Origin of the sequence: Klebsiella sp. 2019SCSN059, from assembly GCF_021739525.1 — a bacterium.
GTDB classification, from domain to species: Bacteria; Pseudomonadota; Gammaproteobacteria; order Enterobacterales; family Enterobacteriaceae; genus Klebsiella; species Klebsiella quasipneumoniae.
The window spans coordinates 69192-95642 of record NZ_JAKKOM010000021.1 but is presented as its reverse complement, the minus strand read 5'-3'; the positions used below and the strand labels follow the sequence as shown (position 1 = coordinate 95642).

Annotated in this window: 23 protein-coding genes and 1 riboswitch; of the genes, 9 read left to right on the top strand and 14 right to left on the bottom strand. The window is 58.0% G+C overall.

What is annotated here, in order from left to right; all coding sequences use genetic code 11:
• Nucleotides 1–229: 229 nt before the first annotated feature.
• On the bottom strand, nt 230–1081 hold the full coding sequence (gene murI / locus L2I46_RS19735; RefSeq protein ID WP_044520945.1) for a glutamate racemase: 852 nt from the start codon (nt 1079–1081) through the stop codon (nt 230–232).
• Nucleotides 1026–2864 (bottom strand): TonB-dependent vitamin B12 receptor BtuB, encoded by a 1839-nt coding sequence (btuB, locus tag L2I46_RS19730; protein ID WP_032454489.1) that lies wholly within the window; start codon nt 2862–2864, stop codon nt 1026–1028. The genes murI and btuB overlap by 56 nt, the downstream gene beginning before the upstream one ends.
• 65 nt (nt 2865–2929) lie before the next feature.
• A riboswitch (cobalamin riboswitch) is annotated at nt 2930–3116 on the bottom strand.
• Between the two features lie 114 nt (nt 3117–3230).
• Between btuB and trmA the strand changes: the two genes are divergently transcribed.
• Entirely contained in the window at nt 3231–4331 is a 1101-nt protein-coding gene (trmA, locus tag L2I46_RS19725; protein ID WP_004203692.1) for a tRNA (uridine(54)-C5)-methyltransferase TrmA, read from the top strand.
• A gap of 50 nt (nt 4332–4381) precedes the next feature.
• Here the strand turns inward: trmA and L2I46_RS19720 are convergent, their stop codons facing one another.
• Both L2I46_RS19720 and fabR read right to left on the bottom strand, forming a co-directional pair.
• Nucleotides 4382–4741 (bottom strand): YijD family membrane protein, encoded by a 360-nt coding sequence (locus L2I46_RS19720; RefSeq protein WP_004203691.1) that lies wholly within the window; start codon nt 4739–4741, stop codon nt 4382–4384.
• 15 nt (nt 4742–4756) lie between these two features.
• Nucleotides 4757–5392, bottom strand: coding sequence for an HTH-type transcriptional repressor FabR (fabR, locus tag L2I46_RS19715; protein ID WP_004151856.1), 636 nt, complete (start codon nt 5390–5392; stop codon nt 4757–4759).
• A 196-nt stretch (nt 5393–5588) separates the two neighbouring features.
• Between fabR and sthA the strand changes: the two genes are divergently transcribed.
• Complete coding sequence (gene sthA, locus L2I46_RS19710) at nt 5589–6989, top strand: Si-specific NAD(P)(+) transhydrogenase (RefSeq protein ID WP_002883016.1); 1401 nt, start codon at nt 5589–5591, stop codon at nt 6987–6989.
• Here the strand turns inward: sthA and oxyR are convergent.
• The 4 genes from oxyR to argC form a co-directional block, all read right to left on the bottom strand.
• Nucleotides 6972–7889 carry a DNA-binding transcriptional regulator OxyR gene (gene oxyR, locus L2I46_RS19705; protein ID WP_002883015.1) on the bottom strand — a complete coding sequence of 306 codons (918 nt, stop codon included), beginning with the start codon at nt 7887–7889 and terminating at the stop codon, nt 6972–6974. The two genes, sthA and oxyR, sit on opposite strands and share 18 nt — an antisense overlap.
• 260 nt (nt 7890–8149) lie before the next feature.
• Complete coding sequence (gene argH / locus L2I46_RS19700; RefSeq protein ID WP_048336619.1) at nt 8150–9523, bottom strand: argininosuccinate lyase; 1374 nt, start codon at nt 9521–9523, stop codon at nt 8150–8152.
• Nucleotides 9524–9623: 100 nt separating this feature from the next.
• Nucleotides 9624–10400, bottom strand: coding sequence for an acetylglutamate kinase (gene argB, locus L2I46_RS19695; protein ID WP_085955164.1), 777 nt, complete (start codon nt 10398–10400; stop codon nt 9624–9626).
• A gap of 6 nt (nt 10401–10406) precedes the next feature.
• Nucleotides 10407–11411: an N-acetyl-gamma-glutamyl-phosphate reductase gene (gene argC, locus L2I46_RS19690; RefSeq protein WP_236948159.1), complete on the bottom strand. Its 1005-nt coding sequence runs from the start codon at nt 11409–11411 to the stop codon at nt 10407–10409.
• A 113-nt stretch (nt 11412–11524) separates the two neighbouring features.
• Here argC and argE point away from each other — a divergent pair, with 113 nt between their 5' ends.
• Both argE and ppc read left to right on the top strand, forming a co-directional pair.
• Complete coding sequence (argE, locus tag L2I46_RS19685; RefSeq protein WP_023291537.1) at nt 11525–12676, top strand: acetylornithine deacetylase; 1152 nt, start codon at nt 11525–11527, stop codon at nt 12674–12676.
• A gap of 258 nt (nt 12677–12934) precedes the next feature.
• Entirely contained in the window at nt 12935–15586 is a 2652-nt protein-coding gene (gene ppc, locus L2I46_RS19680; protein ID WP_023291536.1) for a phosphoenolpyruvate carboxylase, read from the top strand.
• Nucleotides 15587–15633: 47 nt separating this feature from the next.
• Here the strand turns inward: ppc and zinT are convergent, their stop codons facing one another.
• Complete coding sequence (gene zinT / locus L2I46_RS19675) at nt 15634–16284, bottom strand: metal-binding protein ZinT (protein WP_023291535.1); 651 nt, start codon at nt 16282–16284, stop codon at nt 15634–15636.
• Between the two features lie 69 nt (nt 16285–16353).
• On the opposite strand from zinT, the gene L2I46_RS19670 reads away from it, so the two are divergent.
• The 3 genes from L2I46_RS19670 to gldA all read left to right on the top strand — a co-directional run bounded on the left by L2I46_RS19670 (nt 16354) and on the right by gldA (nt 19321).
• Nucleotides 16354–17295: an AraC family transcriptional regulator gene (locus L2I46_RS19670; RefSeq protein ID WP_224256479.1), complete on the top strand. Its 942-nt coding sequence runs from the start codon at nt 16354–16356 to the stop codon at nt 17293–17295.
• Between the two features lie 205 nt (nt 17296–17500).
• Entirely contained in the window at nt 17501–18163 is a 663-nt protein-coding gene (fsa, locus tag L2I46_RS19665; RefSeq protein ID WP_004203684.1) for a fructose-6-phosphate aldolase, read from the top strand.
• A gap of 54 nt (nt 18164–18217) precedes the next feature.
• Nucleotides 18218–19321 carry a bifunctional L-1,2-propanediol dehydrogenase/glycerol dehydrogenase gene (gene gldA, locus L2I46_RS19660; RefSeq protein ID WP_032454483.1) on the top strand — a complete coding sequence of 368 codons (1104 nt, stop codon included), beginning with the start codon at nt 18218–18220 and terminating at the stop codon, nt 19319–19321.
• A 94-nt stretch (nt 19322–19415) separates the two neighbouring features.
• On the opposite strand, the gene metF is transcribed toward gldA, so the two are convergent.
• Both metF and L2I46_RS19650 read right to left on the bottom strand, forming a co-directional pair.
• Complete coding sequence (metF, locus tag L2I46_RS19655) at nt 19416–20303, bottom strand: methylenetetrahydrofolate reductase (RefSeq protein WP_023291532.1); 888 nt, start codon at nt 20301–20303, stop codon at nt 19416–19418.
• Nucleotides 20304–20497: 194 nt separating this feature from the next.
• Nucleotides 20498–21439: a LysR family transcriptional regulator gene (locus tag L2I46_RS19650; RefSeq protein ID WP_236948158.1), complete on the bottom strand. Its 942-nt coding sequence runs from the start codon at nt 21437–21439 to the stop codon at nt 20498–20500.
• 91 nt (nt 21440–21530) lie between these two features.
• Between L2I46_RS19650 and L2I46_RS19645 the strand changes: the two genes are divergently transcribed.
• Nucleotides 21531–21902, top strand: a complete 372-nt coding sequence (locus L2I46_RS19645; protein ID WP_101862573.1) for a carboxymuconolactone decarboxylase family protein — start codon at nt 21531–21533, stop codon at nt 21900–21902.
• Nucleotides 21903–21940: 38 nt separating this feature from the next.
• Here the strand turns inward: L2I46_RS19645 and L2I46_RS19640 are convergent, their stop codons facing one another.
• Entirely contained in the window at nt 21941–24373 is a 2433-nt protein-coding gene (locus L2I46_RS19640; protein ID WP_023291529.1) for a bifunctional aspartate kinase/homoserine dehydrogenase II, read from the bottom strand.
• A 2-nt stretch (nt 24374–24375) separates the two neighbouring features.
• On the bottom strand, nt 24376–25536 hold the full coding sequence (gene metB / locus L2I46_RS19635; RefSeq protein ID WP_004203678.1) for a cystathionine gamma-synthase: 1161 nt from the start codon (nt 25534–25536) through the stop codon (nt 24376–24378).
• Nucleotides 25537–25803: 267 nt separating this feature from the next.
• Between metB and metJ the strand changes: the two genes are divergently transcribed.
• Nucleotides 25804–26121: a met regulon transcriptional regulator MetJ gene (metJ, locus tag L2I46_RS19630; RefSeq protein WP_002882924.1), complete on the top strand. Its 318-nt coding sequence runs from the start codon at nt 25804–25806 to the stop codon at nt 26119–26121.
• Between the two features lie 101 nt (nt 26122–26222).
• Here the strand turns inward: metJ and rpmE are convergent, their stop codons facing one another.
• The gene (gene rpmE / locus L2I46_RS19625) at nt 26223–26435 is read right to left on the bottom strand and encodes a 50S ribosomal protein L31 (RefSeq protein ID WP_002882922.1); all 213 of its coding nucleotides are present in this window, start codon (nt 26433–26435) and stop codon (nt 26223–26225) included.
• Nucleotides 26436–26451: the final 16 nt, after the last annotated feature.

Genomic DNA, 26451 nt, shown 5'->3' with positions numbered 1-26451 from the left:
CCGTTGCGAGGTCCCGTATAATACGTTTTCCTCATTCAGAGTCAAGCCCTTATTTTGCTTTTCTCTGTCGGTTTTCAGCGCTGAACTTCATCGCCGAAACCCTGCTGACCCGGCGGCTTGCTTGCCGTTGTTCCGTGTCAGTGGAGGCGCATTATAGGGAGTTCTGAGACGTTGACAAGCCCTGTTTTCAAAAAATTATTCAACCGTCTCTTTTTTGTGCAAAACGCCGTTAAAGCGGTAATTTTTCCAGCGTCGAGAAGCCATAGCGATGCAAAACGGGTAAAAGTTGTTCCGTTTCTGCCGTCAACGCCATGCAGAATGCTTTATTCTCGTCGCTGGACTTCGCATCCGGCGCTTCATGCTCTAACAGCCAGGCGGTGCGACGGGCAATCGCCGCGCCGGAATCGATCAGCCGCGTGCCCTCGGGCAGAACGCGCTGCAGCTCCTCCTGTAAAAGAGGAAAGTGGGTGCAGCCCAGCACCACCGTATCCGGCGGCTCCTGCATCCGCAGCCACGGGCGCAGGATACGGCGCAGTTCTTCTAACGGCACAGGCTCGCCGTGCAGCTTCGCTTCCGCCAGCTCCACCAGCTCCGCCGACCCCAGCATTTCAATCCGACATTCATTGGCAAAGCGGTCGATCAGCTCACGGGTATAAGGACGCTTTACGGTGCCGCGCGTCGCCAGCAGGCCGACAATGCCGTTCGCCGTTAAGCGGGCGGCGGGCTTGATCGCTGGCACCACGCCGACAACGGGGAAGGCGAACTTTTCACGCAGAGCAGGCAGGGAGACGGTACTGGCGGTATTGCAGGCGATCACCGCCAGCGCCAGGGGATAACGCTGCTGGACAGCGGTGACGATTTCCACAACGCGCTCAACGATAAACGCCTCGCTCTTCTCGCCATAGGGGAAGGCAACGTTATCGAAAGCATAGATGTAATGCAGATTCGGCAGCAGCTGCCGAATCTCATTATAAACCGACAACCCACCGACGCCGGAATCAAACACCAGCACGGTGGGACGTGGATCAGAAGGTGTAGCTGCCAGACAAGGTGTATTCCCGTCCTGCAGATTGGTAGCCATAAACTGTCTCGTAATCTTTATCGAACAGGTTGGCTATTTTACCACGAACTGTCAGGTGTGAGGTGACGGGATACGATAAACCGACATCCCAGAGGCTCAACCCACCCATATTGACGGTACGCGAGTTGTCGTAATCATAATCGTAGCGCTTGCCGATGTAGTGATACGTCACATCCCACCCCAGATCGTAGACCTGGCCGTTCAGCTCGTATTTCACCTGCTGCTTCGCCCGGCGATAGAGGATCTTGTTAGTTTCATCATCGCGAGGGTCAACATACTGCAGCGTCAGATGGTGCTCCACCGGCCCTGTGGTGACATTCCCCGTCCACTCCAGCCCCTTGATTGTCGCAGACTTGACGTTGTAATAGGCGTTGTTGTCGTAATCGATGAGGTTTTGAATCTCATAGCGATACGCGGAGAGACGCCAGTCGACCGGCCCCGTCAATCCTTCGAGGCCCGCTTCCCACTGCTTCGACTCCTCTGGCTTCAGGTTCGGGTTAGAGGCGATGCCAAAACGTTCTGCGCCGTACTGCTGTCCGAGGGAGGGGGCGAGGAATCCTGTACCGTACGAGAGCGTTGTCCGATAACCCTCGATAAATTCCCAGCCTGCCGCCGTCTGCCAGGTACCGTGCCAGCCAAACTGCTCGTCATGATCCTCACGGCCGGAAGCTTCCAGCGTCACGCTGTCAATCTGCTGCTGGCCCGTCAGATAAAGACCGGTGGTATCGCGCTTATACACGTCGGTACTGGTCGTTCCGCTGGATTTCAGCTTCTCCTGTTTCCAGTCTACGCCACCGCTCACTGCGCCATGACCCACCACAACATTATTTCCCCATTGGATATAGCGTTGTTCCATATCATCCAGGGTGGTGCCCGCGGCATAGCGGCCAGCGTCGCTGCTGTAGTTGTAATCTTTAATACGCTGATAGTTCGCAATCAGCTGGGAGGAGTAAATTCCGGAATGGTAGTGCAGACCGGTGTCCCAGGATTGGGTATAGGACTGATCTTCATCGTTTCCACCTGCGTAGCCCCAGTTACCCTGGTCATAGTCAGCATTGGCGGAATAACCATAGCCGCGGAAGAACCCCGAGAAGTTGTCATCGAACTGATGCTGTACCCCGCCCCATAGCATTTTATTGCGGTAGCCGTCGCGATCGCTGTCGCCGCTATAAGAGGAGTTCGGCTGGACGTTAAACCCTTTGGTGGTCTGATAGGCGCCGGCAGCGGTAACCAGCGTATCGCCAAACCGCTTGTTAAAGGCGCCATCGTAGGACTGATAGCCGTTCGTTCCCGCGCCGGCGTTGATCTGCGAACGCTCAGCATCGGTCATGGTGATGATGTTCACCACCCCGCCGATCGCCCCGGAGCCGTACACCGCGGAGCGCGGGCCGCGGATGTATTCCACCCGCTGGACCAGAGAGATAGGGATCTGACTGATATCCACGCCGTTGGAGATCCCCGGACGCGCCATCGGCACACCGTCGATCAGCACCAGCACGTGGCGAGCCTCCGTCCCCCGAACATACAGCGAAGCGCTCTGCCCCATGCCGCCGTTGCGGGCAATATCGACGCCGGGAAGACGACGCATGACATCGTTTAAATCTTTGGACTGCCAGCGGTCGATGTCATCGCGCGTCACTATATCGGTCGGCGCCAGCACGGTATTGACCGGCTGTTGAAAACGGTTTGCTGTCACCACCAACGTGTCTGAATTGCTGTCCTGCGCCCAGCCGGAAAATGCCGTGACGGATAAGGCCGTCATCAGCGAAGCTTTTTTAATCATTGTAAAAGCATCCGAAACAGAAAAAGGATGCCGCAGGTTTTATCAGTTGCTCGCGACGATAAAACCCAGTGCGACGTATTCCGGCAGGTCTTCGGGCTTGGAGGTTGTTTCAAGAAATAATGACTTCCCACGGCTAACCGCAGTGTCTGCACCGAGTGCGCTCATTTCTCACCTTCCTTACCGCTGCGCGTCAGCCCCAGATTTCCACTGGGTTCCCTTTTAACTCACAGGACCGGTAGGCGAATGCTACAATCAGAAACATATAGATGTCCAGACTGCTAATTATATTTCCCGCGGCATTCGAGGCTGGACATCCCCGGCGCTTTCCCTACAATCCCCGCGTACTTATTTTATTCAGGATACATCATGACCCCCGAACACCTTCCTACCGAACAATACGAAGCGCAGCTGGCAGAAAAAGTCGTCCGTTTGCAAACCATGATGGCGCCTTTCGCCGCGCCGGTTCCGGAAGTGTTTCGTTCGCCGGTCAGCCACTACCGTATGCGCGCCGAGTTCCGTCTGTGGCACGATGGCGACGACCTGTACCATATTATTTTCGATCAGCAGACCCGGTCGCGGATTCGCGTTGACAGCTTCCCGGCCGCCAGCGCGCTCATCAATCAGCTGATGACCGCCATGCTGGAGGGCGTGCGCAACAATCCCGTGCTGCGCCATAAGCTGTTTCAGATTGACTATCTGACCACCCTCAGCAACCAGGCGGTCGTCTCGCTGCTGTATCATAAAAAGCTCGATGATGCCTGGCGTGAGCAAGCGGAGGCGCTGCGTGACGCCCTGCGAGCCCAGGGGCTCAATGTGCATCTGATTGGTCGGGCGACTAAAACTAAAATCGAGCTCGATCAGGATTATATAGATGAACGCCTGCCGGTTGGCGGTCGGGAGATGATCTACCGTCAGGTGGAAAACAGCTTTACCCAACCGAACGCGGCCATGAACATTCAGATGCTGGAGTGGGCGCTGGATGTCACCAAAGGGGCGACCGGCGACCTGCTGGAATTGTACTGCGGCAACGGTAACTTCTCGCTGGCGCTGGCGCGTAATTTCGATCGCGTACTGGCCACCGAAATCGCCAAACCGTCGGTGGCGGCGGCGCAGTACAACATCGCCGCCAACCATATCGACAACGTGCAGATTATCCGCATGGCGGCTGAAGAGTTTACTCAGGCGATGAACGGCGTGCGTGAGTTCAACCGGCTGCAGGGTATCGATCTGCAAAGCTATCAGTGCGAGACTATTTTCGTCGATCCGCCGCGTAGCGGGCTGGACAGTGAAACGGAGAAAATGGTGCAGGCCTATCCGCGCATACTGTACATTTCGTGCAACCCGGAAACGCTGTGCCGTAATCTGGAAACGCTAAGCCAGACGCACAACGTTACCCGGCTGGCGCTGTTCGACCAGTTCCCGTATACCCATCACATGGAGTGCGGCGTTCTGCTGACCCGGAAATAGGCCAAAAAAAACCGGCAACGTCATATTGCCGGTTTTTTATCACTGGCGGCTTATTCTGCTGCGGTATTTTTGCGGTTACGCATCTTGTAGCCAATCCAGAAGACCATCGCGACGGACAGAACGGCCGGGAAGAAGTTAGAGCCGATATCCGGGTACTCCGCACGCACGACGGTGCTGTACAACAGCACCCCGAGAATAAAAAAGGCGGCGGCCAGGCCCGGTAGCCCGACAGGCATACTGCGATTCTGATAGCGCTGATGCAGACAGTAGACCGTCAGCAGCAGGGATAAGATGGGGAAGACGGAAAACGGAACTATCGAACTGAACAGCGCCGCAAAGGCGCCATTAATAGATAACCCGGCAATCAGCGCCAGCAGCAGCGTACCTTTATCTTGAACTGAGTGTTTCATTGCTCGTCCTTCACGTTATTCGGAATGATGTGACATTTTTTCTTGTTCACGGCGATACCAGTAATACGCGCCTTTAGAGATCATTCTGAGCTGCAGTACCAACCGTTCTTCCAGCTGTCGGCGCTGTTCAGGGCCGACATCCAGCGCTTCCGCGCCAGCGCTAAAAACGATGGTGACCATAGCTTCAGCCTGCGCTTCGGTAAAGGCGCGCGGCATATGGTTTTCGAGTTCTAAATAGTCGGCGAGTTCCGCAATAAAATGCTGGATTTCGCGTGCGACGGCGGCGCGAAACGCCGCAGACGTTCCCGAGCGCTCGCGCAGCAGCAGGCGGAAAGCGTTCGGGTTGTTACCAATAAACTCCATAAAGGTCGAGACCGAGGTGCGGATCACGCTGCCGCCTTTGGCAATCCGCTGGCGCGCCTGGCGCATCAGCTGGCGCAGCATCAGTCCGCTCTCATCGACCATCGTCAGGCCTAACTCATCGACATCGCGAAAATGACGATAGAAGGACGTCGGCGCGATCCCTGCTTCCCGCGCCACTTCACGCAAGCTCAGGCTGGCGAAACTCCGCTCAGCGCTAAGTTGGCTGAATGCCGCTTCCACCAGCGAACGGCGGGTTTTTTCTTTTTGTTGTGCTCTTACGCCCATCACGATGTATGAATCCTTCCAATAGCCCTGCTGGCACTATACCAGAGATTAAAACTAATCGGTTTGCCCTGGATTGTGAATGATTGTTTACGAGCCGTTTCTGCTTTTATGCCGCAAAAAAGCACAACGATAATTGGGTTAAAGCGCAGCGAATGTTATCATCGTGTTTATTTTATGTATAAAACAGGTGAGTAATGCCATGTCACACTCTTGGGATTATGATGCAATAGTGATTGGTTCCGGTCCTGGCGGCGAAGGCGCCGCCATGGGACTGGTGAAACAGGGAGCACGCGTTGCCGTCATCGAGCGCTACCATAATGTCGGCGGCGGTTGCACCCACTGGGGCACCATCCCGTCGAAAGCCCTCCGCCATGCCGTCAGCCGTATTATCGAGTTTAACCAAAACCCCCTCTACAGCGACCACTCCCGCCTTCTTCGCTCTTCTTTCGCCGACATCCTTAACCATGCCGACAGCGTCATCAACCAGCAGACTCATATGCGCCAGGGATTCTATGAGCGCAACCACTGTGAAATTCTGCAGGGCAATGCCCACTTCGTTGATGAGCATACTCTGGCGCTGGAGTGCCATGACGGCACGGTCGAGACGGTGACCGCGGAGAAATTCGTTATCGCCTGCGGATCTCGCCCCTATCATCCGGCGGATGTCGATTTCCACCACCCGCGCATCTATGACAGCGATTCGATTCTCAGCCTGCAGCATGAGCCGCGCCATGTGATCATTTACGGCGCCGGGGTAATCGGTTGTGAATATGCGTCGATCTTCCGCGGCATGGAGGTGAAGGTCGATCTGATCAACACCCGCGATCGTCTGCTGGCGTTTCTCGATCAGGAGATGTCTGATTCGCTCTCCTATCACTTCTGGAACAGCGGCGTGGTGATTCGTCACAACGAAGAGTACGAAAAGATTGAAGGCGTTGATGACGGCGTCATCATGCATCTGAAATCCGGCAAAAAGCTCAAAGCGGACTGCCTGCTGTACGCCAACGGCCGCACCGGCAATACCGACACTCTGGCGCTGGAAAACATCGGTCTGCAGACCGACAGTCGCGGCCAGCTGAAGGTCAACAGCATGTACCAGACTGCCCTTCCGCACATTTATGCGGTTGGGGATGTCATCGGCTATCCGAGCCTCGCCTCCGCGGCGTACGATCAAGGACGCATTGCCGCCCAGGCGCTGGTGAAAGGCGAAGCCTCAGCGCATCTGATTGAAGATATCCCGACCGGGATCTACACCATTCCGGAAATCAGCTCCGTCGGGAAAACCGAGCAGCAGCTGACGGCGATGAAAGTGCCGTATGAGGTGGGTCGCGCTCAGTTTAAACACCTGGCGCGGGCGCAAATCGTTGGCATGAGCGTGGGAACCCTGAAGATCCTGTTCCACCGGGAGACCAAGGAGATCCTCGGCATTCACTGCTTTGGCGAACGCGCAGCCGAAATCATTCACATCGGCCAGGCGATCATGGAGCAGAAAGGTGGTGGTAACACCATTGAGTACTTCGTCAACACCACCTTTAACTACCCGACCATGGCGGAAGCGTACCGGGTTGCCGCGCTGAACGGCTTAAACCGCCTGTTTTAACGCCTTGTCGAAATGGCCATCCATCGTGCCGCGGATGGCCTCAGCCAGATGTTCATAGCGGCTGCGCAGCGGTGAGCCCGGACGGTAAACCAGACCGATGGTGCGTCTTGGCTCTGGCTTAATGCACGGCAGGTAGACCACGCCATCGCGTTTTCTTTCCTGCGGCACTGCCAGCGCAGGCAGCAGGGTAATACCGCTGCCTGCCGCCACCATATTGCGCAGCGTTTCCAGGCTGGTCGCGCGGAAGTGGGTATCCTCATCCGCCCCCGCTTCAAAGCAGAAGCCCATCGCCTGATCGCGCAGGCAGTGGCCATCCTCCAGCATCAGCAGCTTTTCACCGGCCAGATCCGACATCGGCACCCGGTCGCGGTTTGCCCACGGATGATCTTCATAGATAGCCAGCATCATCGGCTCATCGAACAGCGGCACCTCGATAAAGGCCTCGCTCTCTTTGACCAGCGCCAGGATGGCGCAGTCGAGCTTACCGCTGTCGAGCTGAGCCAGCAGCTGATGGGTCTGCGCTTCGTGCAGATACATTTCCAGCTTCGGGAAGGTCTGATGCAGCATCGGAATGATGTGCGGTAGCAGGTACGGGCCAATTGTCGGGATCAAGCCGATATGCAGCGGCCCGGACATGGTTTCCCCTTGTTGGCTTGCCATCTCCTTGAGCACTTTTACTTCGCGTAACACGGTACGCGCCTGATCCACCAGCAACAGCCCCGCCTGGGTAAACAGAACCTTACGGCTGGTGCGCTCCAGCAGCATGACGCCAAGCTCATCCTCCAGCTTGCGGATCTGTCCGCTGAGCGTCGGTTGGCTCACATGGCATGAGTCAGCCGCCCGCCGGAAGTGGCGGTGTTCGGCGAGCGCTACCAGGTATTCAAGATCGCGAATATTCATTATTCATCCTCCATCGCCACGATAGTCCATGGCGATAGATAGCATAGCAACGAACGATTATCCCTATCAAGTTTTCTGTTCAATAATACGCCCATAAAGACGGTGAACCTGTGAAAACCACTGACCCGTCACACTGTTTCTCTACCCGAACAACTAAAGCCAACGTGAACTTTTGCGGACCTTGCGTCCGCTTTTTTTTTTGCATAAAAAACCCGGCGTCGCTGGGCTCGGCCGGGTCAGGGAAGACAGATATCTGTGGATTAACTCAGACGGGCCTTCGCCTCGCCGATAGCCTGCGCCACCTGCTGCGGCGAGACGCCGCCTTTTGCCGCGCGTTTATCAAGGCAGGACTGCAGCGACAGGATCGGATAAACATCGTCCGCAATCACCGGGCTGAATTTCTGCAGGTCGGCCAGGGCCAGCGCTTCCAGCGGTTTCCCTTGCGCAATGGCTTCCACCACCGCTTCACCGACAATATGGTGCGCCTCGCGGAACGGTACGCCTTTCGCCACCAGATAATCCGCCAGCTCAGTGGCGTTGGCATAGCCCTGCTGCGCCGCTTCCGCACAGCGCGGACGTTTCACCTGGATGCCATCCAGCACCAGGGTCGCCATATGCAGGCAGTCGAGCCAGGTATCCAGAGCGTCGAAAAGTCCCTCTTTATCTTCCTGCATATCTTTGTTGTAGGCCAGCGGCAGCCCTTTCAGGGTCATCATCATGCCGGTCAGCGCGCCCTGCACGCGGCCGCATTTGCCACGGATAAGCTCCAGGGCGTCCGGGTTTTTCTTCTGCGGCATCAGCGAGGAGCCTGAGGTTACGCGGTCGGAAAGCTCGACGAAATTCGCTTCGCCAGAGTTAAAGAAAATCAGATCTTCCGCAAAGCGCGACAGATGGACCATGCCGATAGAGGCATCGGAAAGCAGCTCCAGAACATGGTCGCGGTCGGACACGCTGTCGAGGCTGTTGCGGGTGGCGGAGGCAAAGCCCAGCCAGCCGGCCAGCTGCTCGCGGTCGATTTCATACGCCGTCCCCGCCAGCGCGCCGCAGCCCAGCGGGCTAACGTCGAGGCGCTTCAGCGCGTCCTGCAGGCGGCTTTCATCGCGGGCCAGCATTTCGACATAGGCCAGACACCAGTGCGCGAACGTCACCGGTTGGGCGCGCTGCAGGTGGGTGTACCCCGGCATCACCGCGTCCTGGTTCTGCTGGGCCGTCTCCACCAGCGCGCTCTGCAGCTGGCGGTTCGCCGACAGCAGTTCGACAACGGTATCTTTGCACCACAGTTTAAGATCGGTAGCGACCTGGTCGTTACGGCTGCGGCCGGTATGCAGTTTCTTGCCCAACTGGCCCACTTTGTCGATCAGTTTGCCTTCCACCCAGCTGTGAATATCTTCAGCATCGCTGGCGAGGATTTGCTGCGGATTGGCGCGCACCTCTTCCAGTAGCACGTTCAGCGCTTCTTCCAGCTGCTGTTGTTCATCGGCACTCAGTACGCCGACCGTTACCAGCGCTTTCGACCAGGCGACAGAGCCAACGATATCCTGCTCCGCCAGACGATAGTCGAAGCGCAACGAGTCGTTGAACTGTTTGAACCGTTGATCTGCTGCCTGTGTAAAACGCCCGCCCCAAAGTGCCATAACATGCTTCCTTTATTCGTTAGTTCCGCCGGTGGCGTTGTGCCTCCCCGGCCTACGGTCTTGTAAGCCCGGCAGACAACGCGCCGCCGGGCATGAAATCTTAAGCCAGAATACGTGTGCCGATAGGCGTGCCGTTAAACAACGCCGGCAGCTGCTCGGCGTGACGCCAGGAGGCGATATCCACCGGACGGCCCAGAGCACGCGCCGCGTCGAGGGCCGCATTCACTTTGACAATCATGCCGTCAGTGATAATCCCCTGCTCGATCAGCTGCTCCGCTTTCTCGGCGGTCATCTCGGCAATACGCTGTCCTTTACCGTCGAGGATACCGCTGACGTCAGACAGCAGGATCAGATCCGCCCCCAGGGTAGCCGCCAGCGCCGTCGCCGCCTGGTCAGCATTGACGTTCATCAGCTGGCCCTCGTCGGTCACGCCGATAGAGCTCACCACCGGCAGGTAACCGCCCGCCAGCAGGGTGTTGATCAGCGTCGGAGAGCCCGGCTGCGCCAGCCCGACATGGCCCAGCTCAGCATCCAGCTGTGTCACCTTCACGCTATCGCCATCGCCGAGGAACAGGCCGACAGAGGCCAGACCGTGCTTTTTCGCCCACGCCAGCAGCGTCTTGTTGGCGGTTCCCGCCAGCGCGCCGGTGATGATGTCGATTTGCTCAGCCGGCGTCACCCGCAGACCATTTTTCTTCTGCACCGGCAGGTTGAGCTGCTTCATCAGCTCATCCACCACGCAGCCGCCGCCATGGACGATAATCAGCGGACGCTGGTGCGCTTCACGGTAATTGACCAGCGCGGTAAACAGACGCTCCAGCGCTTCTTCGCTATCGAGTAATACGCCGCCGAGTTTGATAATTAATGGGTTCATCATCACACCTTAAATAAGAGACTGCGTCTCAGCGAAGCCGAAACGAATATTCGCGCACTGCACCGCCTGCGCTGCGGCGCCTTTCAGCAGGTTATCTTCTGCCGCGACGACGATGAGATGGTCGTCCTGCACGGCAAAACCGATATCACAGAATGGCAGACCTTCGACGCTTTTCAATGCGGGCACGCCTTTATCATATAAACGTACCAGCGATTTATCGGCGTAAGCCTGCTGGTAAACCGCCGCGATCTGCGCATGGCCAACGCCCGGCTTCAGGCGGCAGGTAATGGTTTCCAGAATGCCGCGCTTAAAATTACCCAGATGCGGGGTAAAAATCACCTTCGCTCCGAGGTGGCTGGCAATCTCCGGCTGATGACGATGGTTAAAGATGCCGTATGGCTGCAGGCTGACTTCACAGAAGCTGTTGCCGATCGCGGCTTTGCGTCCCGCGCCGCTCACCCCGCTGGTGGCGTTGATCACTGGCCACTGGTTGAGATCCAGCAGACTGGCATCAATCAGCGGCTTCAGCGACAGCTGCGCCGCCGTCGGGTAGCAGCCAGGCACCGCGATTAACTGCGCTTCTTTAAGCGCATCCGCGCTCCACTCCGCCAGACCATACACCGCCTGTTTGAGCAGGTCGGGATGCTGATGAGTGAAACCATAATATTTTTCGTAGAACGCCCCATCGTTAACGCGGAAGGCACCGGAGAGATCGAACACCACGCAGCCGGCGGCAAGGAACTGCGGCGCCAGATCGTGACTCACTTCGTGCGCGGTGGCGAGAAACACCACGTCCACGCCAGCGCTGAATTCGCTGATATCGGACATCGGCTGCAGCGGCATATCGACAATGCCTTTGAGCTGCGGATGCAGGTCGGAAATTAATTTTCCCGCATCATTGCTTTGCGCGGAGACCGTCAAAGCGGTTATGTTCATATGCGGATGACGATTGATATAGGTCACCAGCTCTGCGCCGGCATAACCACTGGCACCCACAATCAGCGTATTTAACATTGGAAGCGCATCTCCTTACATTCGATGGGTTTTCTTACGCTCAACGATATTGTATTTTTATTCACAATAAATGCATGAATATTGATACTATCACGACCCAAGGTGTGTCAACAATGAAAAACAATTTACCGCCCTTTATCGAGATTTACCGCGCGTTGATCGCCACACCGTCCATCAGCGCGACCGAAGAGGCTCTCGATCAGAGCAATGAGTCTTTAATCAATTTGCTGGCCGGCTGGTTCCGCGATCTCGGCTTTAATGTCGAGGTACAGCCGGTGCCGGATACGCGCCATAAATTCAACCTGCTGGCCAGCACCGGACACGGCGCCGGCGGCCTGCTGCTCGCCGGGCATACCGATACCGTGCCGTTCGATGACGGCCGCTGGACGCGCGATCCGTTCACCCTTACCGAACACGATAACAAGCTCTACGGCCTCGGCACGGCCGATATGAAAGGCTTCTTCGCCTTTATTCTCGACGCCCTGCGCGATGTCGACGTCACCACGCTGAAAAAACCGCTGTATATTCTGGCCACCGCCGACGAAGAGACCAGCATGGCCGGCGCGCGCTATTTTGCCGAAACCACCCGGCTGCGCCCCGACTGCGCCATCATCGGCGAGCCCACCTCCCTGCAGCCGATCCGCGCCCATAAAGGACATATGTCCAACGCGATCCGTATTCAGGGCCAGTCCGGCCACTCCAGCGATCCGGCGCGCGGGGTCAACGCGATCGAGCTGATGCACGACGCCATCGGTCGGATTATGCAGCTGCGCGATTTGCTAAAAGAGCGCTACCACTTCGAGGCGTTCACGGTCCCTTACCCGACCCTCAACCTCGGCGCCATCCATGGCGGCGATGCCTCAAACCGTATCTGCGCCTGCTGTGAACTGCATATGGACATCCGCCCGTTGCCGGGGATGACCCTCAACGACCTCAATGGTCTGCTGGACGAGGCGCTGGCCCCGGTAAGCGAACGCTGGCCGGGCCGCCTGACGGTCTCGGAGCTGCATCCGCCGATCCCCGGCTACGAGTGCCCGCCGGACCATAAGCTGGTGCAGGTGGTTGAGAAACTGCTTGGCGCCCAGACCGACGTGGTGAACTACTGTACCGAAGCGCCGTTTATCCAGACGCTGTGCCCAACGCTGGTTCTCGGCCCGGGCTCGATCAATCAGGCCCATCAGCCTGACGAGTTTTTGGAGACGCGCTTTATCAAGCCGACGCGGGAGCTGATTAGCCAGGTGGTTCACCACTTCTGCTGGCACTAAAATCGCCCTCTTTTTCCGCCCCGCTCTCCCGGGGCGGAACGGTGACGATCGTCACATTTCCATAAGCGATGCTTATCCAGCGCCCCCTGAGTTAAATTTCGCAAATTACGGGTATTTACTCGTTTGCTGAAGCGATTTCGCAGTAATTGACGTGGGGGTATTTACGTGGCTTTATAAAAGACGGGTTGCTTATCCGTTGCTCACGTTCCAGCGCAGCGGATATAACAAAATAAAATGAGATGGGGTGTCTGGGGTAACATGAACGAACAATATTCCGCATTGCGTAGTAATGTCAGTATGCTCGGCAAGGTGCTGGGCGATACCATCAAGGATGCATTGGGAGAAAATATTCTTGATCGTGTCGAAACTATCCGTAAGTTGTCCAAATCTTCACGCGCCGGCAACGAAGCTAACCGCCAGGAGCTGCTGACCACGCTGCAGAATTTGTCTAACGACGAACTGCTGCCGGTGGCCCGTGCCTTCAGCCAGTTCCTGAATCTGGCCAACACCGCTGAGCAGTACCACAGCATTTCGCCGAATGGCGAAGCGGCCAGCAATCCGGAAGTCATTGCGCGCACCCTGAGAAAGCTCAAAGACCAACCCAATCTCAACGAAGACACCATCAAAAAAGCGGTGGAATCTCTGTCCCTGGAGCTGGTGTTAACCGCCCACCCGACCGAGATCACCCGCCGGACGCTGATCCATAAAATGGTGGAAGTGAACAACTGCCTCAAGCAGCTGGATAACAAAGATATTGCGGACTACGAGCACCACCAGCTGATGCGCCGCCTGCGCCAGCTGATCGCCCAGTCCTGGCATACCGATGAAATTCGTAAGCACCGCCCTTCCCCGGTCGATGAAGCCAAATGGGGCTTCGCGGTGGTGGAAAATAGCCTGTGGGAAGGGGTGCCTAACTACCTGCGCGAGCTGAACGAACAGCTGGAAGCCAACCTCGGCTATCAGCTGCCGGTGGACTTTGTCCCGGTGCGTTTCACTTCGTGGATGGGCGGCGACCGCGACGGCAACCCGAACGTGACCGCCGATATCACCCGCCACGTGCTGCTGCTCAGCCGCTGGAAAGCGACCGATCTGTTCCTCAAAGATGTGCAGGTGCTGATCTCCGAGCTGTCGATGGTGGAGTGTACTGACGAATTGCGCGCCCTGGCCGGCGCCGAGGGCGCTCAGGAACCGTACCGTTACCTGATGAAAAAACTGCGCACTCAGCTGATGGAAACCCAGGCCTGGCTGGAAGCGCGTCTGAAAGGTCAGAAGCTGCCGAAACCGGCGGGACTGATCACTCAGAACGAGCAGCTGTGGGAGCCGCTATACGCCTGTTATAAATCGCTGCAGGCCTGCGGCATGGGCATTATCGCCAACGGCGAGCTGCTCGACACCCTGCGCCGCGTGAAGTCTTTCGGCGTACCGCTGGTGCGTATTGATATCCGTCAGGAAAGCACCCGCCACACCGAAGCGCTGGGCGAAATGACCCGTTACCTCGGGATCGGCGATTACGAAAGCTGGTCAGAAGCCGACAAACAGGCTTTCCTGATCCGCGAACTGAATTCCAAACGTCCGCTGCTGCCGCGCCAGTGGGAGCCAAGCGAAGAGACCCGCGAAGTTCTCGACACCTGTAGAGTGATCGCCGAGGCGCCGCGCGGATCGATCGCCGCCTACGTGATCTCGATGGCCAAAACGCCGTCCGACGTGCTGGCGGTTCATCTGCTGCTGAAGGAGGCCGGGATTGGCTTTGCCCTGCCGGTGGCCCCGCTGTTCGAAACGCTGGATGACCTGAACAACGCCAACGACGTCATGACCCAGCTGCTGAATATCGACTGGTACCGCGGCTTTATCCAGGGCAAACAGATGGTCATGATCGGCTACTCTGATTCCGCGAAAGACGCAGGCGTGATGGCCGCCTCCTGGGCGCAGTACCAGGCGCAGGACGCGTTGATCAAAACCTGTGAGAAAGCCGGGATCGAACTGACGCTGTTCCACGGTCGCGGCGGCTCCATTGGCCGCGGCGGCGCGCCGGCCCACGCCGCGCTCCTCTCACAGCCGCCGGGAAGCCTGAAGGGCGGCCTGCGCGTTACCGAGCAGGGTGAGATGATCCGCTTTAAGTACGGCCTGCCGGAAGTCACCATCAGCAGCCTGTCGCTCTATACCAGCGCGATCCTCGAAGCCAACCTGCTGCCGCCGCCGGAACCAAAACCGCAGTGGCGCGACATCATGGCCGAGCTGTCCGACGTGTCGTGCAAGATGTATCGCGGCTACGTGCGTGAAAACAAAGATTTCGTGCCTTACTTCCGCTCCGCCACTCCGGAGCAGGAGCTGGGCAAACTGCCGCTGGGTTCGCGTCCGGCAAAACGTCGTCCGACCGGCGGCGTCGAGTCGCTACGCGCCATTCCGTGGATCTTCGCCTGGACCCAGAACCGCCTGATGCTTCCAGCCTGGCTGGGCGCTGGCGCTGCGCTGCAGAAGGTGGTTGAAGGCGGAAAACAGAGTGAACTGGAAGCGATGTGTCGCGACTGGCCGTTCTTCTCCACCCGCCTCGGCATGCTGGAGATGGTTTACTCGAAGGCCGACCTGTGGCTGGCGGAGTACTACGATCAGCGCCTGGTGAAACCAGAGCTGTGGGCGCTGGGTACCGAGCTGCGCAAGCTGCTGGCTGCCGATATCAACGTCGTGCTGGCCATCGCCAACGACTCCCATCTGATGGCTGACCTGCCGTGGATCGCCGAGTCTATCCAGCTGCGTAATATCTATACCGACCCGCTGAACGTCCTGCAGGCGGAACTGCTGCACCGTTCGCGCCAGGCTGAAGAAGAGGGCAAAGACCCGGATCCGCGCGTTGAACAAGCGCTGATGGTCACCATCGCCGGCGTCGCCGCCGGTATGCGTAACACCGGCTAATCGCTGTCTTTCCCCCGGCCGCCCGGCCGGGGGATTTTTCACCCGTTCTAGTGGTGCAGCATCTCATCAACGATCTGCTCTTTATGCAGCGCATACGGATAATAGGTCGGCCAGTTATCCATCTCTTTCAGCAACGCTTCCTGTGATTCATTGCCCATGAAAATATGGAAATGCTGCGATTTACGCGGGCCAATGATGTGGTCGCTGAACTGGACATATTTTGGCGCGCTGGCATCGCCCTGCTGGCACTCGAACAGATAACGTACGCCCTTCTTACCGGAGGCGTAATGCAGGATTTTGTAGCCTGAATAGCGGTATTTGCAGCTGTTGACGGTCTCGCCAATGTGGAACTCAATCACGTCATCTTCAATGCCAATCTGTTCCACATCGGTGGCATAGCCCTTCTTATAATAGGCGCGATACTCCTCCACGCTCTTGCCGCCGGGCTTTTTCGCCTTCTGCTCCAGCACCGGATCGAGATCGCCGTTGAGCAGATACGGGTTCACCGACTGCCAGACGCCCTCCCAGTCGCTCAGCGCGCGGTCCTGCACATCTTTATCCGCAAAAATGCCTTCGCTGGCCTGACGCTCCACTTCGGTTAGCGCCGGCCCATGGCTATGGTTGCCGTGGGCGAACGCCTGGGCGCTGGCTAGCGCCATGCCGAGTCCCAAGGCCAGCAGGGGGATCTTTCTGGTCATTACTCTCTCCTGAGTTTGCTATCAATGGTGACAAATTGTTACGATATAACATATCGTAACTGAGAAGCAATAGCGACAGGCTGGCGCTTTTACCGCTGGAATAATGTCCGGTATGATGAAAAGGGTGATGCGCGGGGCGGAACAATGATGGACAACGATATCAATCAACTTATTGATGCATTGCTAAAAAAGCAGACCAGCCTCGGACGGGTTTATTTCGCCGGCGAGACGCGCTCGCCTGCTGAACCGGTGGTGCAGGTTGATTTTCCCCGTCTGAATATCCTCCTCGATGGGCAGCTGCGCGACCAGGCGCTCGGCGATAACGCCCCGCTCCTGGAGGCCCATGACGTGCTCTATATTCCTGGCGATAGCTGGAACTGCCCACAGTGGCAGGCGCCCTGCCTGCTGTTAAGCATCCTGTTCGCTAAACAGCAGCTGGAGTGCTCGCTGCAGCGCTGGAATGGCAAGACGATCGCCGTTGTTGAAAAGCTACAGGCGCTGCGTCGCGGGCCGCGCGTCGGTTCCTTCCTGCTGCAGGCCCTCAACGAGATCCGGATGCAGCCGCAGGAGCAGCAAACCGCCCGCAGCATCGTCATCAGCCTGCTCAGCCACTGCCATGATCTTCTCGGCAGCCAGGCGCAAACCTCCTCGCGCAGCCAGGCGCTGTTCGAGGCAATCCGTCAGTACATCGAGGTCCATTACGCGGAGCCGCTGAGCCGGGAATCGGTCGCCCAGGCGTTCTATCTCTCTCCCAACTATCTTTCCCATCTGTTCCAGAAATGTGGGCCAATGGGCTTCAATGAATATCTAAACCACATTCGTCTCGAACAGGCCCGTATGCTGCTGAAGGGCCACGATATGAAAGTGAAAGACATCGCCCACGCCTGCGGCTTCGCCGACAGCAACTACTTCTGCCGCCTGTTCCGCAAAACCACGGAACGCTCGCCGTCTGAATACCGCCGTCAGTACCATAGCCAGCTGACGGAAAAATCGTCCGCGGCAAAAAACTAGATTTTTGTGTGTTAAACCTGACTTTTGTGCGCGCTATAGTTTCCTGCCATCCCAGCCAGCGTCGATAAATGTGATCTAAATCATCCTTAATCGCGATGCGTACATTTATCCAGTTTTTGGCAAATTTGTCATCTGGCGATCCTTCGAACGAAAGCCGTATGCTTACCTCAACGACAGCACCGAATTAAGCATTGAGGAAAACACTATGGAACTCTATCTGGATACCGCCAACGTCGCCGAAGTGGAACGCCTGGCCCGCATCTACCCGCTGGCCGGGGTGACCACCAACCCGAGCATTATCGCCGCCGGTAAAACCCCGGTGTGGGATGTACTGCCGCGCCTGCAAAAAGCCGTTGGTCCGGAAGGGATTCTGTTTGCGCAGACCATGAGCCGCGATGCGCAGGGCATGGTGGCAGAAGCCAAACGCCTGAGCAACGCCGTGCCGGGCATCGTGGTCAAAATCCCGGTCACCGCCGAAGGCCTCGCCGCTATCAAGCTGCTGAAGAAAGAAGGCATCCCGACCCTTGGCACCGCCGTCTACAGCGCTTCACAGGGTCTGCTGGCCGCGCTGGCCGGCGCAAAGTACGTCGCGCCTTACGTTAACCGCGTCGACGCTCAGGGCGGAGACGGCATCCGCATGGTGCAGGAACTGCAATCCCTGCTGGAAATGCATGCGCCCGAAAGCAAAGTGCTGGCGGCAAGCTTCAAAACGCCCCGTCAGGCGCTGGATTGCCTGCTGGCTGGCTGCGAAGCAATCACCCTTCCACTAGATGTAGCGCAACAAATGCTCGGCACCCCTGCGGTAGAGTCAGCCATAGAGAAGTTTGAACAGGACTGGAATAACGCCTTTGGCACGCTGAACCTGTAACCGGACCCGCGCGCCGCCTGCGGGCGGCATCACGGTCATCGAGGAGGAATCGAAATGGATCGCATTATTCAATCACCAGGCAAATACATCCAGGGCGCAGGCGCCATCAAGCGCCTTGGCGACTACCTGAAACCGCTGGCCGAACGCTGGCTGGTCGTTGGCGATAAATTCGTGCTGGGATTCGCGGAAGAGATGCTACGCAAAAGCCTGGCTGACGCCGGCCTGGCGGCGGAAATCGCGCCGTTCGGCGGTGAATGTTCGCATAATGAAATCAATCGCCTGCGCGATATCGCCGGCAGTGCGAAATGCACCGCCGTGCTGGGGATCGGCGGTGGTAAAACCCTGGATACCGCGAAAGCGCTGGCCCATTTTATGAAGGTGCCGGTGGCGATCGCCCCCACCATCGCCTCCACCGATGCGCCGTGCAGCGCGCTGTCGGTGATTTACACCGACGAAGGCGAGTTCGACAGCTATCTGATGCTGCCGCACAACCCTAACATGGTCATTGTCGATACGCAGATCGTTGCTGGCGCGCCGGCTCGCCTGCTGGCCGCCGGGATTGGCGATGCGCTGGCCACCTGGTTCGAAGCCCGCGCCTGCTCACGCAGCGGCGCCACCACCATGGCGGGCGGGAAATGCACCCAGGCGGCGCTGGCGCTGGCCGAGCTGTGCTACAACACCTTACTCGAAGAGGGTGAAAAAGCGATGCTGGCCGCCGAACAGCACGTGGTCACTCCGGCGCTGGAGCGGGTGGTGGAAGCCAACACCTATCTGAGCGGCGTCGGTTTTGAAAGCGGTGGCCTGGCGGCAGCCCACGCGATTCATAACGGCATGACGGCCATCCCTGACGCCCACCACTATTATCACGGTGAAAAAGTGGCGTTCGGCACCCTGACGCAGTTGGTGCTGGAAAACGCGCCGGTGGAAGAGATCGAGACTGTCGCCGCGCTGTGTCACAGCGTTGGGCTGCCGATCACGCTGGCGCAGCTGGATATCAAAGGCGACATCCCGACCAAAATGCGCCTGGTGGCGGAAGCCGCCTGCGCTGAAGGCGAAACCATCCACAATATGCCGGGCGGCGTCGACGCCGACCAGGTCTACGCCGCGCTGCTGGTCGCCGACCAATATGGCCAGCGCTTCCTGCAGGAATGGGAATAATCCAGAGCAAAACAAAACACCCGGCGTCAGCCGGGTGTTTTTTTATGTTTATCAGCCGGACGCGTCGCCCACTGACGGCGGAAACGGCAAGCACTCAGGCCGGACGCACGCCCAGCGTATGACAGATGGCGTAGCTCATTTCGGCGCGGTTAAGGGTGTAGAAGTGGAAATCTTTTACCCCTTCCCGACTTAAGATCTTCACCATGTCCATGGCGATATTCGCCCCCACCAGCTGACGGGTTTCGGCGTCATTATCCAGCCCTTCGAACATTTTCGACATCCACACCGGGATACGAACGTTGGTCATATCCGCAAACTTTTTCGCCTGTTTAAAGTTGGAAACCGGCAGGATACCCGGAATAATTTCCACGTCGATGCCCGCCGAGACGCAGCGATCGCGAAAACGCAGGTAGCTTTCCACATCGAAGAAGAACTGGGTGATCGCGCGGTTGGCGCCTGCCTCGACTTTGCGTTTCAGGTTGAGCAAATCCGCCTGCGCGCTTTTCGCTTCCGGATGCACTTCCGGATACGCGGCGACGGAGATATCAAAATCCCCCACCTCTTTCAGCAGAGTGACCAGATCGGCGGCGTACATCTCCGGTTTACCGCTGCCCGGCGGCAGGTCGCCGCGCAGAGCGACGATATGGCGGATGCCGTTGTTCCAGTAATCCTGGGCGATAGTGCGCAGCTCATCGCGAGTAGCATCGATACAGGTCAGGTGCGGCGCCGCTTCCAGACCGGTTCGCTCTTTAATACCTTTGATGATGCTGTGGGTGCGATCGCGCTCGCCGGAGTTCGCGCCATAGGTCACCGAGACAAACTTCGGTTTCAGACTGCTCAGGCGATCGATGGATTTCCACAGGGTTTGCTCCATTTCACTGGTGCGCGGCGGAAAGAATTCAAAGGACACATTAATCTGGCCCTGGACTTCCGCCAGGCTCTGATTCAGGGCTTCCCGCTGATTGGCGTGAAAAAAGCTCATACCTTACCTCATCAATCGCATGTAATGGCTGTTGTGTTGCGAACTTCTATACGTTTAGACGTCCAGATGTAAAAATGACGGAAAAGCGCCCGGGCGTCAATAGAAAAATCTGCGTAAAGAGTGAGGAAAAGGCTGCCAACATGAAAAAAATTCATCTACCGGCGCTTTGCCAGCCGAAAGAGCCCGCTCTGCGGTCAACATGGGGTAGAACGATATTCAGCATGAGACGAGCGAGTCGTCAGGCGATCATCCAGCAGTGAGAGCCATTGCTGCACGGCTCCTGCCTGGTGAGGCGCATAGATCATCCCAAGGCTTAACGGCATGCTGTCGCCTTCAGCGACAGGACAGAACACTACCCCCTGACGCTGGATCGCGGAAAAGGACGCCGGCAGGAGGATCATGCCTTCCCCACGCGCAATTCGCGCCAGCAGCACATCATGTTCGGCAGGCTCTTCCACATAAGCGGGGGTATAGCCAGCCCGGTCGAAAATGCGCCGCGTGTAGTCAAAGAAATCGGGGTTACGCTCGCGTTTAAACCAGAACAGCGGCCGATGATTGAGCGCGCTTAGCGTTAACGCTGGTATGACGGCTTCCGGCCAGGAGGCTGGCACTGCCGCGATGAGCGGCTCCTGATACGGCAATGGATGCAGGTGCAGCCCTTCAGTATTGAGCGGCAGCGCGACCAGCGCCGCATCGAGTTTGCCTTTGCGCACCTGCTGCGCCAGCGCCGGTGAGGCGTGGCGGGTGATATGCAACCCGCGGGTATGTTCGCTCAGCGCAGATTCAACAGCAGCGAAAATGCCTTGTTCGAAGGCGGTGGTCACGCCCAGACGCAGAGACGGCGGTGAGTGAACGGAGAGCTCACTCAATGCCGCCAGCGTGCGTTCCTGGAGCGCCAGCATGGGCCGAATGATCGCCAGCACCTCTCTGCCCGCGTCGGTAAGGATCAGGCCTTTGCTATGGCGCTGAAACAGCGTCACCCCCAGCTGCGCTTCCAGATAGTGCATATGGCGACTCAGCGGCGGCTGCGAGATAAATAACCGCTGCGCCGCCCGGCTGATGTTATTTTCCTCAGCTACCACGGCAAAGGCACGCAGCAGGCGGATATCGAGAGAATGTAATCGCGAAGTTGTCATACTGAAAAGGTATCACGAAAAGGGTATTACTCAAGTCCGGTAAACTTCCCTACCCTTCCTCTCAACGCATCATCACAGAGAGGAAAAAACGATGTCCAGCGAACGTTATACCACCGGTCAGGAAATGCTTCAGCGCGTGGACGGTAGCGGCGGGGAGGCCGTCGTCAACAGCCTGCGGGATATCGCCCCCGACTTCGCCCGCTATCTGATTGAGTTCCCCTTCGGCGATATTTACGCCCGGCCAGGGCTTGATTTGCGTAGCCGGGAAATCGCCACCATCGCCGCGCTCACCGCGCTGGGTAACGCCGAGCCGCAGCTGAAAGTGCATATTGCCGCGGGATTAAATGTCGGTCTGACGCAAGAGGAAATTACGGAAGTGATCATGCAGATGGCGGTCTACGCCGGATTCCCGGCGGCGCTAAACGGCCTGTTTGCCGCTAAAGTAGTTTTTGCGGCGCACTAACAAAAAAGACCAGGCCGCGCCTGGTCTTTTTCCCGGGACTACAGCAGCTGCGCCAGACGGTTAATATCCGACTGGATCGCCCCGGCGGTCACATCGCGCCCGGCGCCGGGCCCGCGGATCACCAGCGGATTATCGCGATACCAGCGGCTTTCGATAGCGAACACGTTATCGCACGGCAGCAGCGCCGCCAGCGGGTGCTCTTCGCGTACCGCTTCCACGCCGACGCGTGCTTTGCCGTTGGCATCAAAACGCGCCACGTAGCGGAGCACCAGCCCCATCTCGCGGGCCGCCTCCAGGCGCTGCAGCATCTGCTCGTTCAGCTCTTCGCCATTCTCAAAGAAGTGATCGACCGAACCCTCTTCACAGTGCGCCGGGACCAGTGATTCCACGCGCACCTGATCCGGCTCGATGTCGTAACCCGCTTCCCGCGCGAGGATCACCAGCTTGCGCATCACATCTTTACCGGACAGATCGACGCGCGGATCCGGCTCGGTCAGACCCTGCTGCCACGCCTGATCCACCAGGTCGGTGAACGGCACGGTGCCATCAAACTGCAGGAACAGCCAGGAGAGCGTTCCCGAGAAGATACCGCTCAGGCCGAGGATGGTATCGCCGCTGTCGATCAGGTCGCGCACCGTATGGTTCACCGGCAAGCCGGCGCCCACGGTGGCGTTATACAGCCAGTGGCGCCCTGTCTTCTCAAACGCGTCGTGGATCTGGCGATACTTATCGCTGCTGCTGGCCCCCGCCAGCTTGTTGGCGCTGATCACGTGGAAGCCATGGCTGGCGAAATCAAGATACTGGTCGGCCAGCTGCTCGCTGGCGGTGACGTCCAGCACCACTAAATCATCATACGGGTGCGCGCGCATCCACAGGAACAGCGACTCTTCATCCTGCTCCACCGCTTCATCGTTGAAGAAAGCCAGCGCCCGGCTGGCGTCCAGCCCGTCGTAGTTCAGCAGACTGCGTTTACTGTCGACCACGCCGGCGAGCACAAACTCAAAGCCGGTCCGCGCCGAGAGCGTGGTTTGTTCACGGGCGAACAGCTCCAGCCAGCGGGAACCGATGTTCCCTTTGCCGAACAGCATCAGGCCGATACGCTTTTCGGCACGAAATAAGGACTGGTGCAGCCCCTGGATCAGGCTTTCCGTCGGCCCGGCGCGCAGGACGGCCACCAGGCTGATCCCCTCTTCCGACTGCCAGGTGAACTCCACCGGCTGCCCTTTCAGCTGCTGCCAGAAACGGTGGCAGTGCAGTGGGTTGCGGGTGACGCCCGCGCCCACCATCGCCACCAGCGCCAGCTTCTGACGCAGACGCAGCTCGCCCGGCAGACCTGCCTCATCGAGCAGCTTCAGCGCGCTGTCGGCCACCTCGGAGGTATAGCAGAACTGCAGCAGTTTGCGGTCGGCATGGACGCCAACGGCTAACGGGCGCAGCTGGGCGCGTTTGAGCAGGGCGTCCAGCTCTTTATGCGCCAGTTTGAAATCGTGACCGGCCGGCACCTGGAACTCCACCAGGCAGACATCGTCATGGCTGGTGACAATCCGGGCGCCAGTGCCGGAGGCCAGCACGCGCTCAATGCGCGTGGAACCCTGTTCCGGCGTATAGCTGCAGCGTAACTGCAGATCGATATCGCTGGCGGAAACCGGCTGTAGCGTGCGGGCATGGAGCACCGGCGCGGCCAGACGCGCCAGCTCGCTGGCTTCGTCCAGACGCAGCAGCGGCAGCAGACAGGCGTCTTTCACCTTGCGCGGATCCGCGCTGTACACCCCGGCGACGTCGCTCCAGATGGTGACGCGGGAAGCACCCGCCAGCGCGCCGATCTGGGTGGCTGAGTAGTCAGACCCGTTACGGCCCAGCAGGACGGTTTCACCGGCCTGGTTGCGGGAGATAAAGCCGGTCACCACCAGACGCTTGTTAGGATGCTGCGCCATCAGCTGCTGCAGCAGTGGATAGGATAATCCTTCATCCACCTGCGGCTGCGCGGCGCGTTCCGCGCGCAGGAACGCGCGCGCGTCCAGCCAGGCGGCTTCCATTCCCAGCTGGTTGAGAACCGCCGCCATCAGGCGCGCGGACCACACTTCCCCATGGCCGACCACTTCCGCATAGACCGCTTCGGAAACCCCGCCGTCCAGCAGACCAGCCAGACGCTCAAGGTCGTGGATAAAGGCGGCGATCAACGTATCCGCCGCCGCAGGCTCCACCAGACCGCCAATCAGCTCGGTGTGATAGCGGCGAAGCGACTGCTGAACCTGATGCGCAGCAAGGCGATCGCTCTGGCTAAGCTTAAGCCAGCTGATCAGCTGGTTGGTGGTGCTGCCAGCGGCGGAGACGACCATCATGTCCCCCGCCTGCGAATACTCCTTCATGATCCCCGCGACGCGCAGGTAACATTTCGCATCCGCTAAACTACTCCCACCAAATTTGTGCAGCTGACGACCCTTCGCCCCTGCCTGCGCAATCACACTCATCTTTATTCCTCGTTTGCTGCCCGGAAGCCATTTTCCAGGTCGGCAATTAAATCTTCACCATCTTCGATACCGGTCGAAATACGCAGAAGCGTTTCTGAAATTCCGGCGGCGGCACGCGCTTCAGGCGCCATGCCGGCATGCGTCATCGTTGCCGCATGGGAAATCAGGCTTTCAACGCCCCCCAGCGATTCCGCCAGTGTAAACAGCGACAGCCCGCTCAGGAAGCGGCGCAGCGTCTGCTCGTCACCATCCAGCTCGAAGCTTAACATTGCGCCAAAACCTTTTTGCTGACGCGCCGCAATTTCATGCCCCTGGTTTTCCGGCAGCGACGGATGATACAGCTTTTTCACCAGCGGCTGGGTTTTCAGATACTCGACGATCGCCAGGGCATTACGTTGCGCCACTTCCATGCGTGGAGAAAGCGTCCGCAGCCCGCGCAACAGCAGATAGCTGTCGAAGGCGCTGCCGGTGACGCCAATGTTATTCGCCCACCATGCCAGTTCGGTGACAGTCGCCGGATCGTTGGCAATCACCACCCCGGCCACCACATCAGAGTGACCATTAAGGTATTTAGTACAGGAGTGCAACACCAGATCGGCGCCCAGCGCCAGCGGGTTTTGCAGCGCCGGACTCAGGAAGGTGTTATCGACCACGCTGATCGCCCCGGCTTCGCGCGCCAGACCACAGATTTTCGCAATATCCACCACCCGCAGCAATGGATTACTTGGGCTTTCGACCAGCACCAGCTTCGGTTTTTCCGCCAGCGCCGCCCGCAGCGCCTGCTCATCGTTTTGATCGACGAACTGAACGCGATAGCAGCCGCGCTTCGCCAGGCTATCGAACAGACGGTAGCTGCCGCCGTAGCAGTCGTGCGGCGCCACCAGCAGATCGCCAGGCTTAAGGAACACCGTCGTCACCAGCAGGATCGCCGACATACCGGTATTGGTCAGCACCGCGCCAGCGCCGCCCTCCAGCTCCGCTAAAGCGCGCTGCACCACATCACGCGTCGGGTTGCCGCGGCGGGAATAGTCGTGAGCGCGAGGTTCATTAAAGTCGGTGAAGTTATAGGTACTGGAGAGGTGGATCGGCGGGACAACGCAACCGTACTGCTCGTCGTCATTTAAACCGCTACGCACTGCGATGGTGGCCTGTTTACGCGTCATGTTGGGAAGTTCCTGGGCTGAATCGGTGAAAAGTCAGGCTTCAGAGTAAACATTGTCACAATAGACGTCAATACATCTGGACATCTAAACTTCTTTGCGTATAGATTGAGCAAAGTGCAAATAGCCGTTAAAATTATATGCATTAGCGCACGTCGGCGGCGGCTTATCTCATGTCAGAAAGCCCGCGCATACGGTAAACTACGCGCGATTATAGCCCGGGCGGAATATTCTGGCCCTTCACTAATAAACAGAGGATTAAGGTATCTCATGGCTGAATGGAGCGGCGAATATATCAGCCCATACGCTGAGCACGGTAAGAAGAGTGAGCAAGTAAAGAAAATTACGGTTTCCATTCCTCTGAAGGTGTTAAAAATCCTCACCGATGAACGCACGCGTCGTCAGGTGAATAACCTGCGTCACGCGACCAACAGCGAACTGCTGTGCGAAGCGTTCCTGCATGCCTTTACCGGACAACCGTTGCCTAACGATGAAGACCTGCGTAAAGAGCGCAGCGATGAGATCCCGGAAGCGGCGAAAGCGATTATGCGTGAACTGGGTATCGACCCGGATACGTGGGAATACTGAGACGATAAAAAGGGCGGAAGCACGCTTCCGCCCTTTTTCTTTCCCGCCCAGGCAGGCGAGAGACACAAAAAAGCCGCCCTGAGGCGGCTTCTTCTGGCAACTTACTTGCTGCCCGGGATGCTGAAGCGCTTGTTGAAGCGGTCAACACGGCCACCGGTAGCAACATCACGCTGTTTGCCGGTGAAGAACGGGTGGCATTTGCCGCACACGTCGAGGTTCAGGTCGTGACCTACGGTGGAGCGGATTTTCATGACATTACCGCAAGAACAGGTAGCAGTAATTTCGTCGTAATTTGGGTGAATACCTTTTTTCATGGGAGAACCTCAGTTA

Bases quoted from the DNA above. Each gene is read 5' to 3' on its own strand.
- murI (WP_044520945.1), bottom strand. From the start codon at position 1,081: ATGGCTACCAATCTGCAGGACGGGAATACACCTTGTCTGGCAGCTACA.
- btuB (WP_032454489.1), bottom strand. From the start codon at position 2,864: ATGATTAAAAAAGCTTCGCTGATGACGGCCTTATCCGTCACGGCATTT.
- trmA (WP_004203692.1), top strand. From the start codon at position 3,231: ATGACCCCCGAACACCTTCCTACCGAACAATACGAAGCGCAGCTGGCA.
- L2I46_RS19720 (WP_004203691.1), bottom strand. From the start codon at position 4,741: ATGAAACACTCAGTTCAAGATAAAGGTACGCTGCTGCTGGCGCTGATT.
- sthA (WP_002883016.1), top strand. From the start codon at position 5,589: ATGTCACACTCTTGGGATTATGATGCAATAGTGATTGGTTCCGGTCCT.
- oxyR (WP_002883015.1), bottom strand. From the start codon at position 7,889: ATGAATATTCGCGATCTTGAATACCTGGTAGCGCTCGCCGAACACCGC.
- argH (WP_048336619.1), bottom strand. From the start codon at position 9,523: ATGGCACTTTGGGGCGGGCGTTTTACACAGGCAGCAGATCAACGGTTC.
- argB (WP_085955164.1), bottom strand. From the start codon at position 10,400: ATGATGAACCCATTAATTATCAAACTCGGCGGCGTATTACTCGATAGC.
- argC (WP_236948159.1), bottom strand. From the start codon at position 11,411: ATGTTAAATACGCTGATTGTGGGTGCCAGTGGTTATGCCGGCGCAGAG.
- argE (WP_023291537.1), top strand. From the start codon at position 11,525: ATGAAAAACAATTTACCGCCCTTTATCGAGATTTACCGCGCGTTGATC.
- ppc (WP_023291536.1), top strand. From the start codon at position 12,935: ATGAACGAACAATATTCCGCATTGCGTAGTAATGTCAGTATGCTCGGC.
- zinT (WP_023291535.1), bottom strand. From the start codon at position 16,284: ATGACCAGAAAGATCCCCCTGCTGGCCTTGGGACTCGGCATGGCGCTA.
- fsa (WP_004203684.1), top strand. From the start codon at position 17,501: ATGGAACTCTATCTGGATACCGCCAACGTCGCCGAAGTGGAACGCCTG.
- gldA (WP_032454483.1), top strand. From the start codon at position 18,218: ATGGATCGCATTATTCAATCACCAGGCAAATACATCCAGGGCGCAGGC.
- metF (WP_023291532.1), bottom strand. From the start codon at position 20,303: ATGAGCTTTTTTCACGCCAATCAGCGGGAAGCCCTGAATCAGAGCCTG.
- L2I46_RS19650 (WP_236948158.1), bottom strand. From the start codon at position 21,439: ATGACAACTTCGCGATTACATTCTCTCGATATCCGCCTGCTGCGTGCC.
- L2I46_RS19645 (WP_101862573.1), top strand. From the start codon at position 21,531: ATGTCCAGCGAACGTTATACCACCGGTCAGGAAATGCTTCAGCGCGTG.
- L2I46_RS19640 (WP_023291529.1), bottom strand. From the start codon at position 24,373: ATGAGTGTGATTGCGCAGGCAGGGGCGAAGGGTCGTCAGCTGCACAAA.
- metB (WP_004203678.1), bottom strand. From the start codon at position 25,536: ATGACGCGTAAACAGGCCACCATCGCAGTGCGTAGCGGTTTAAATGAC.
- metJ (WP_002882924.1), top strand. From the start codon at position 25,804: ATGGCTGAATGGAGCGGCGAATATATCAGCCCATACGCTGAGCACGGT.
- rpmE (WP_002882922.1), bottom strand. From the start codon at position 26,435: ATGAAAAAAGGTATTCACCCAAATTACGACGAAATTACTGCTACCTGT.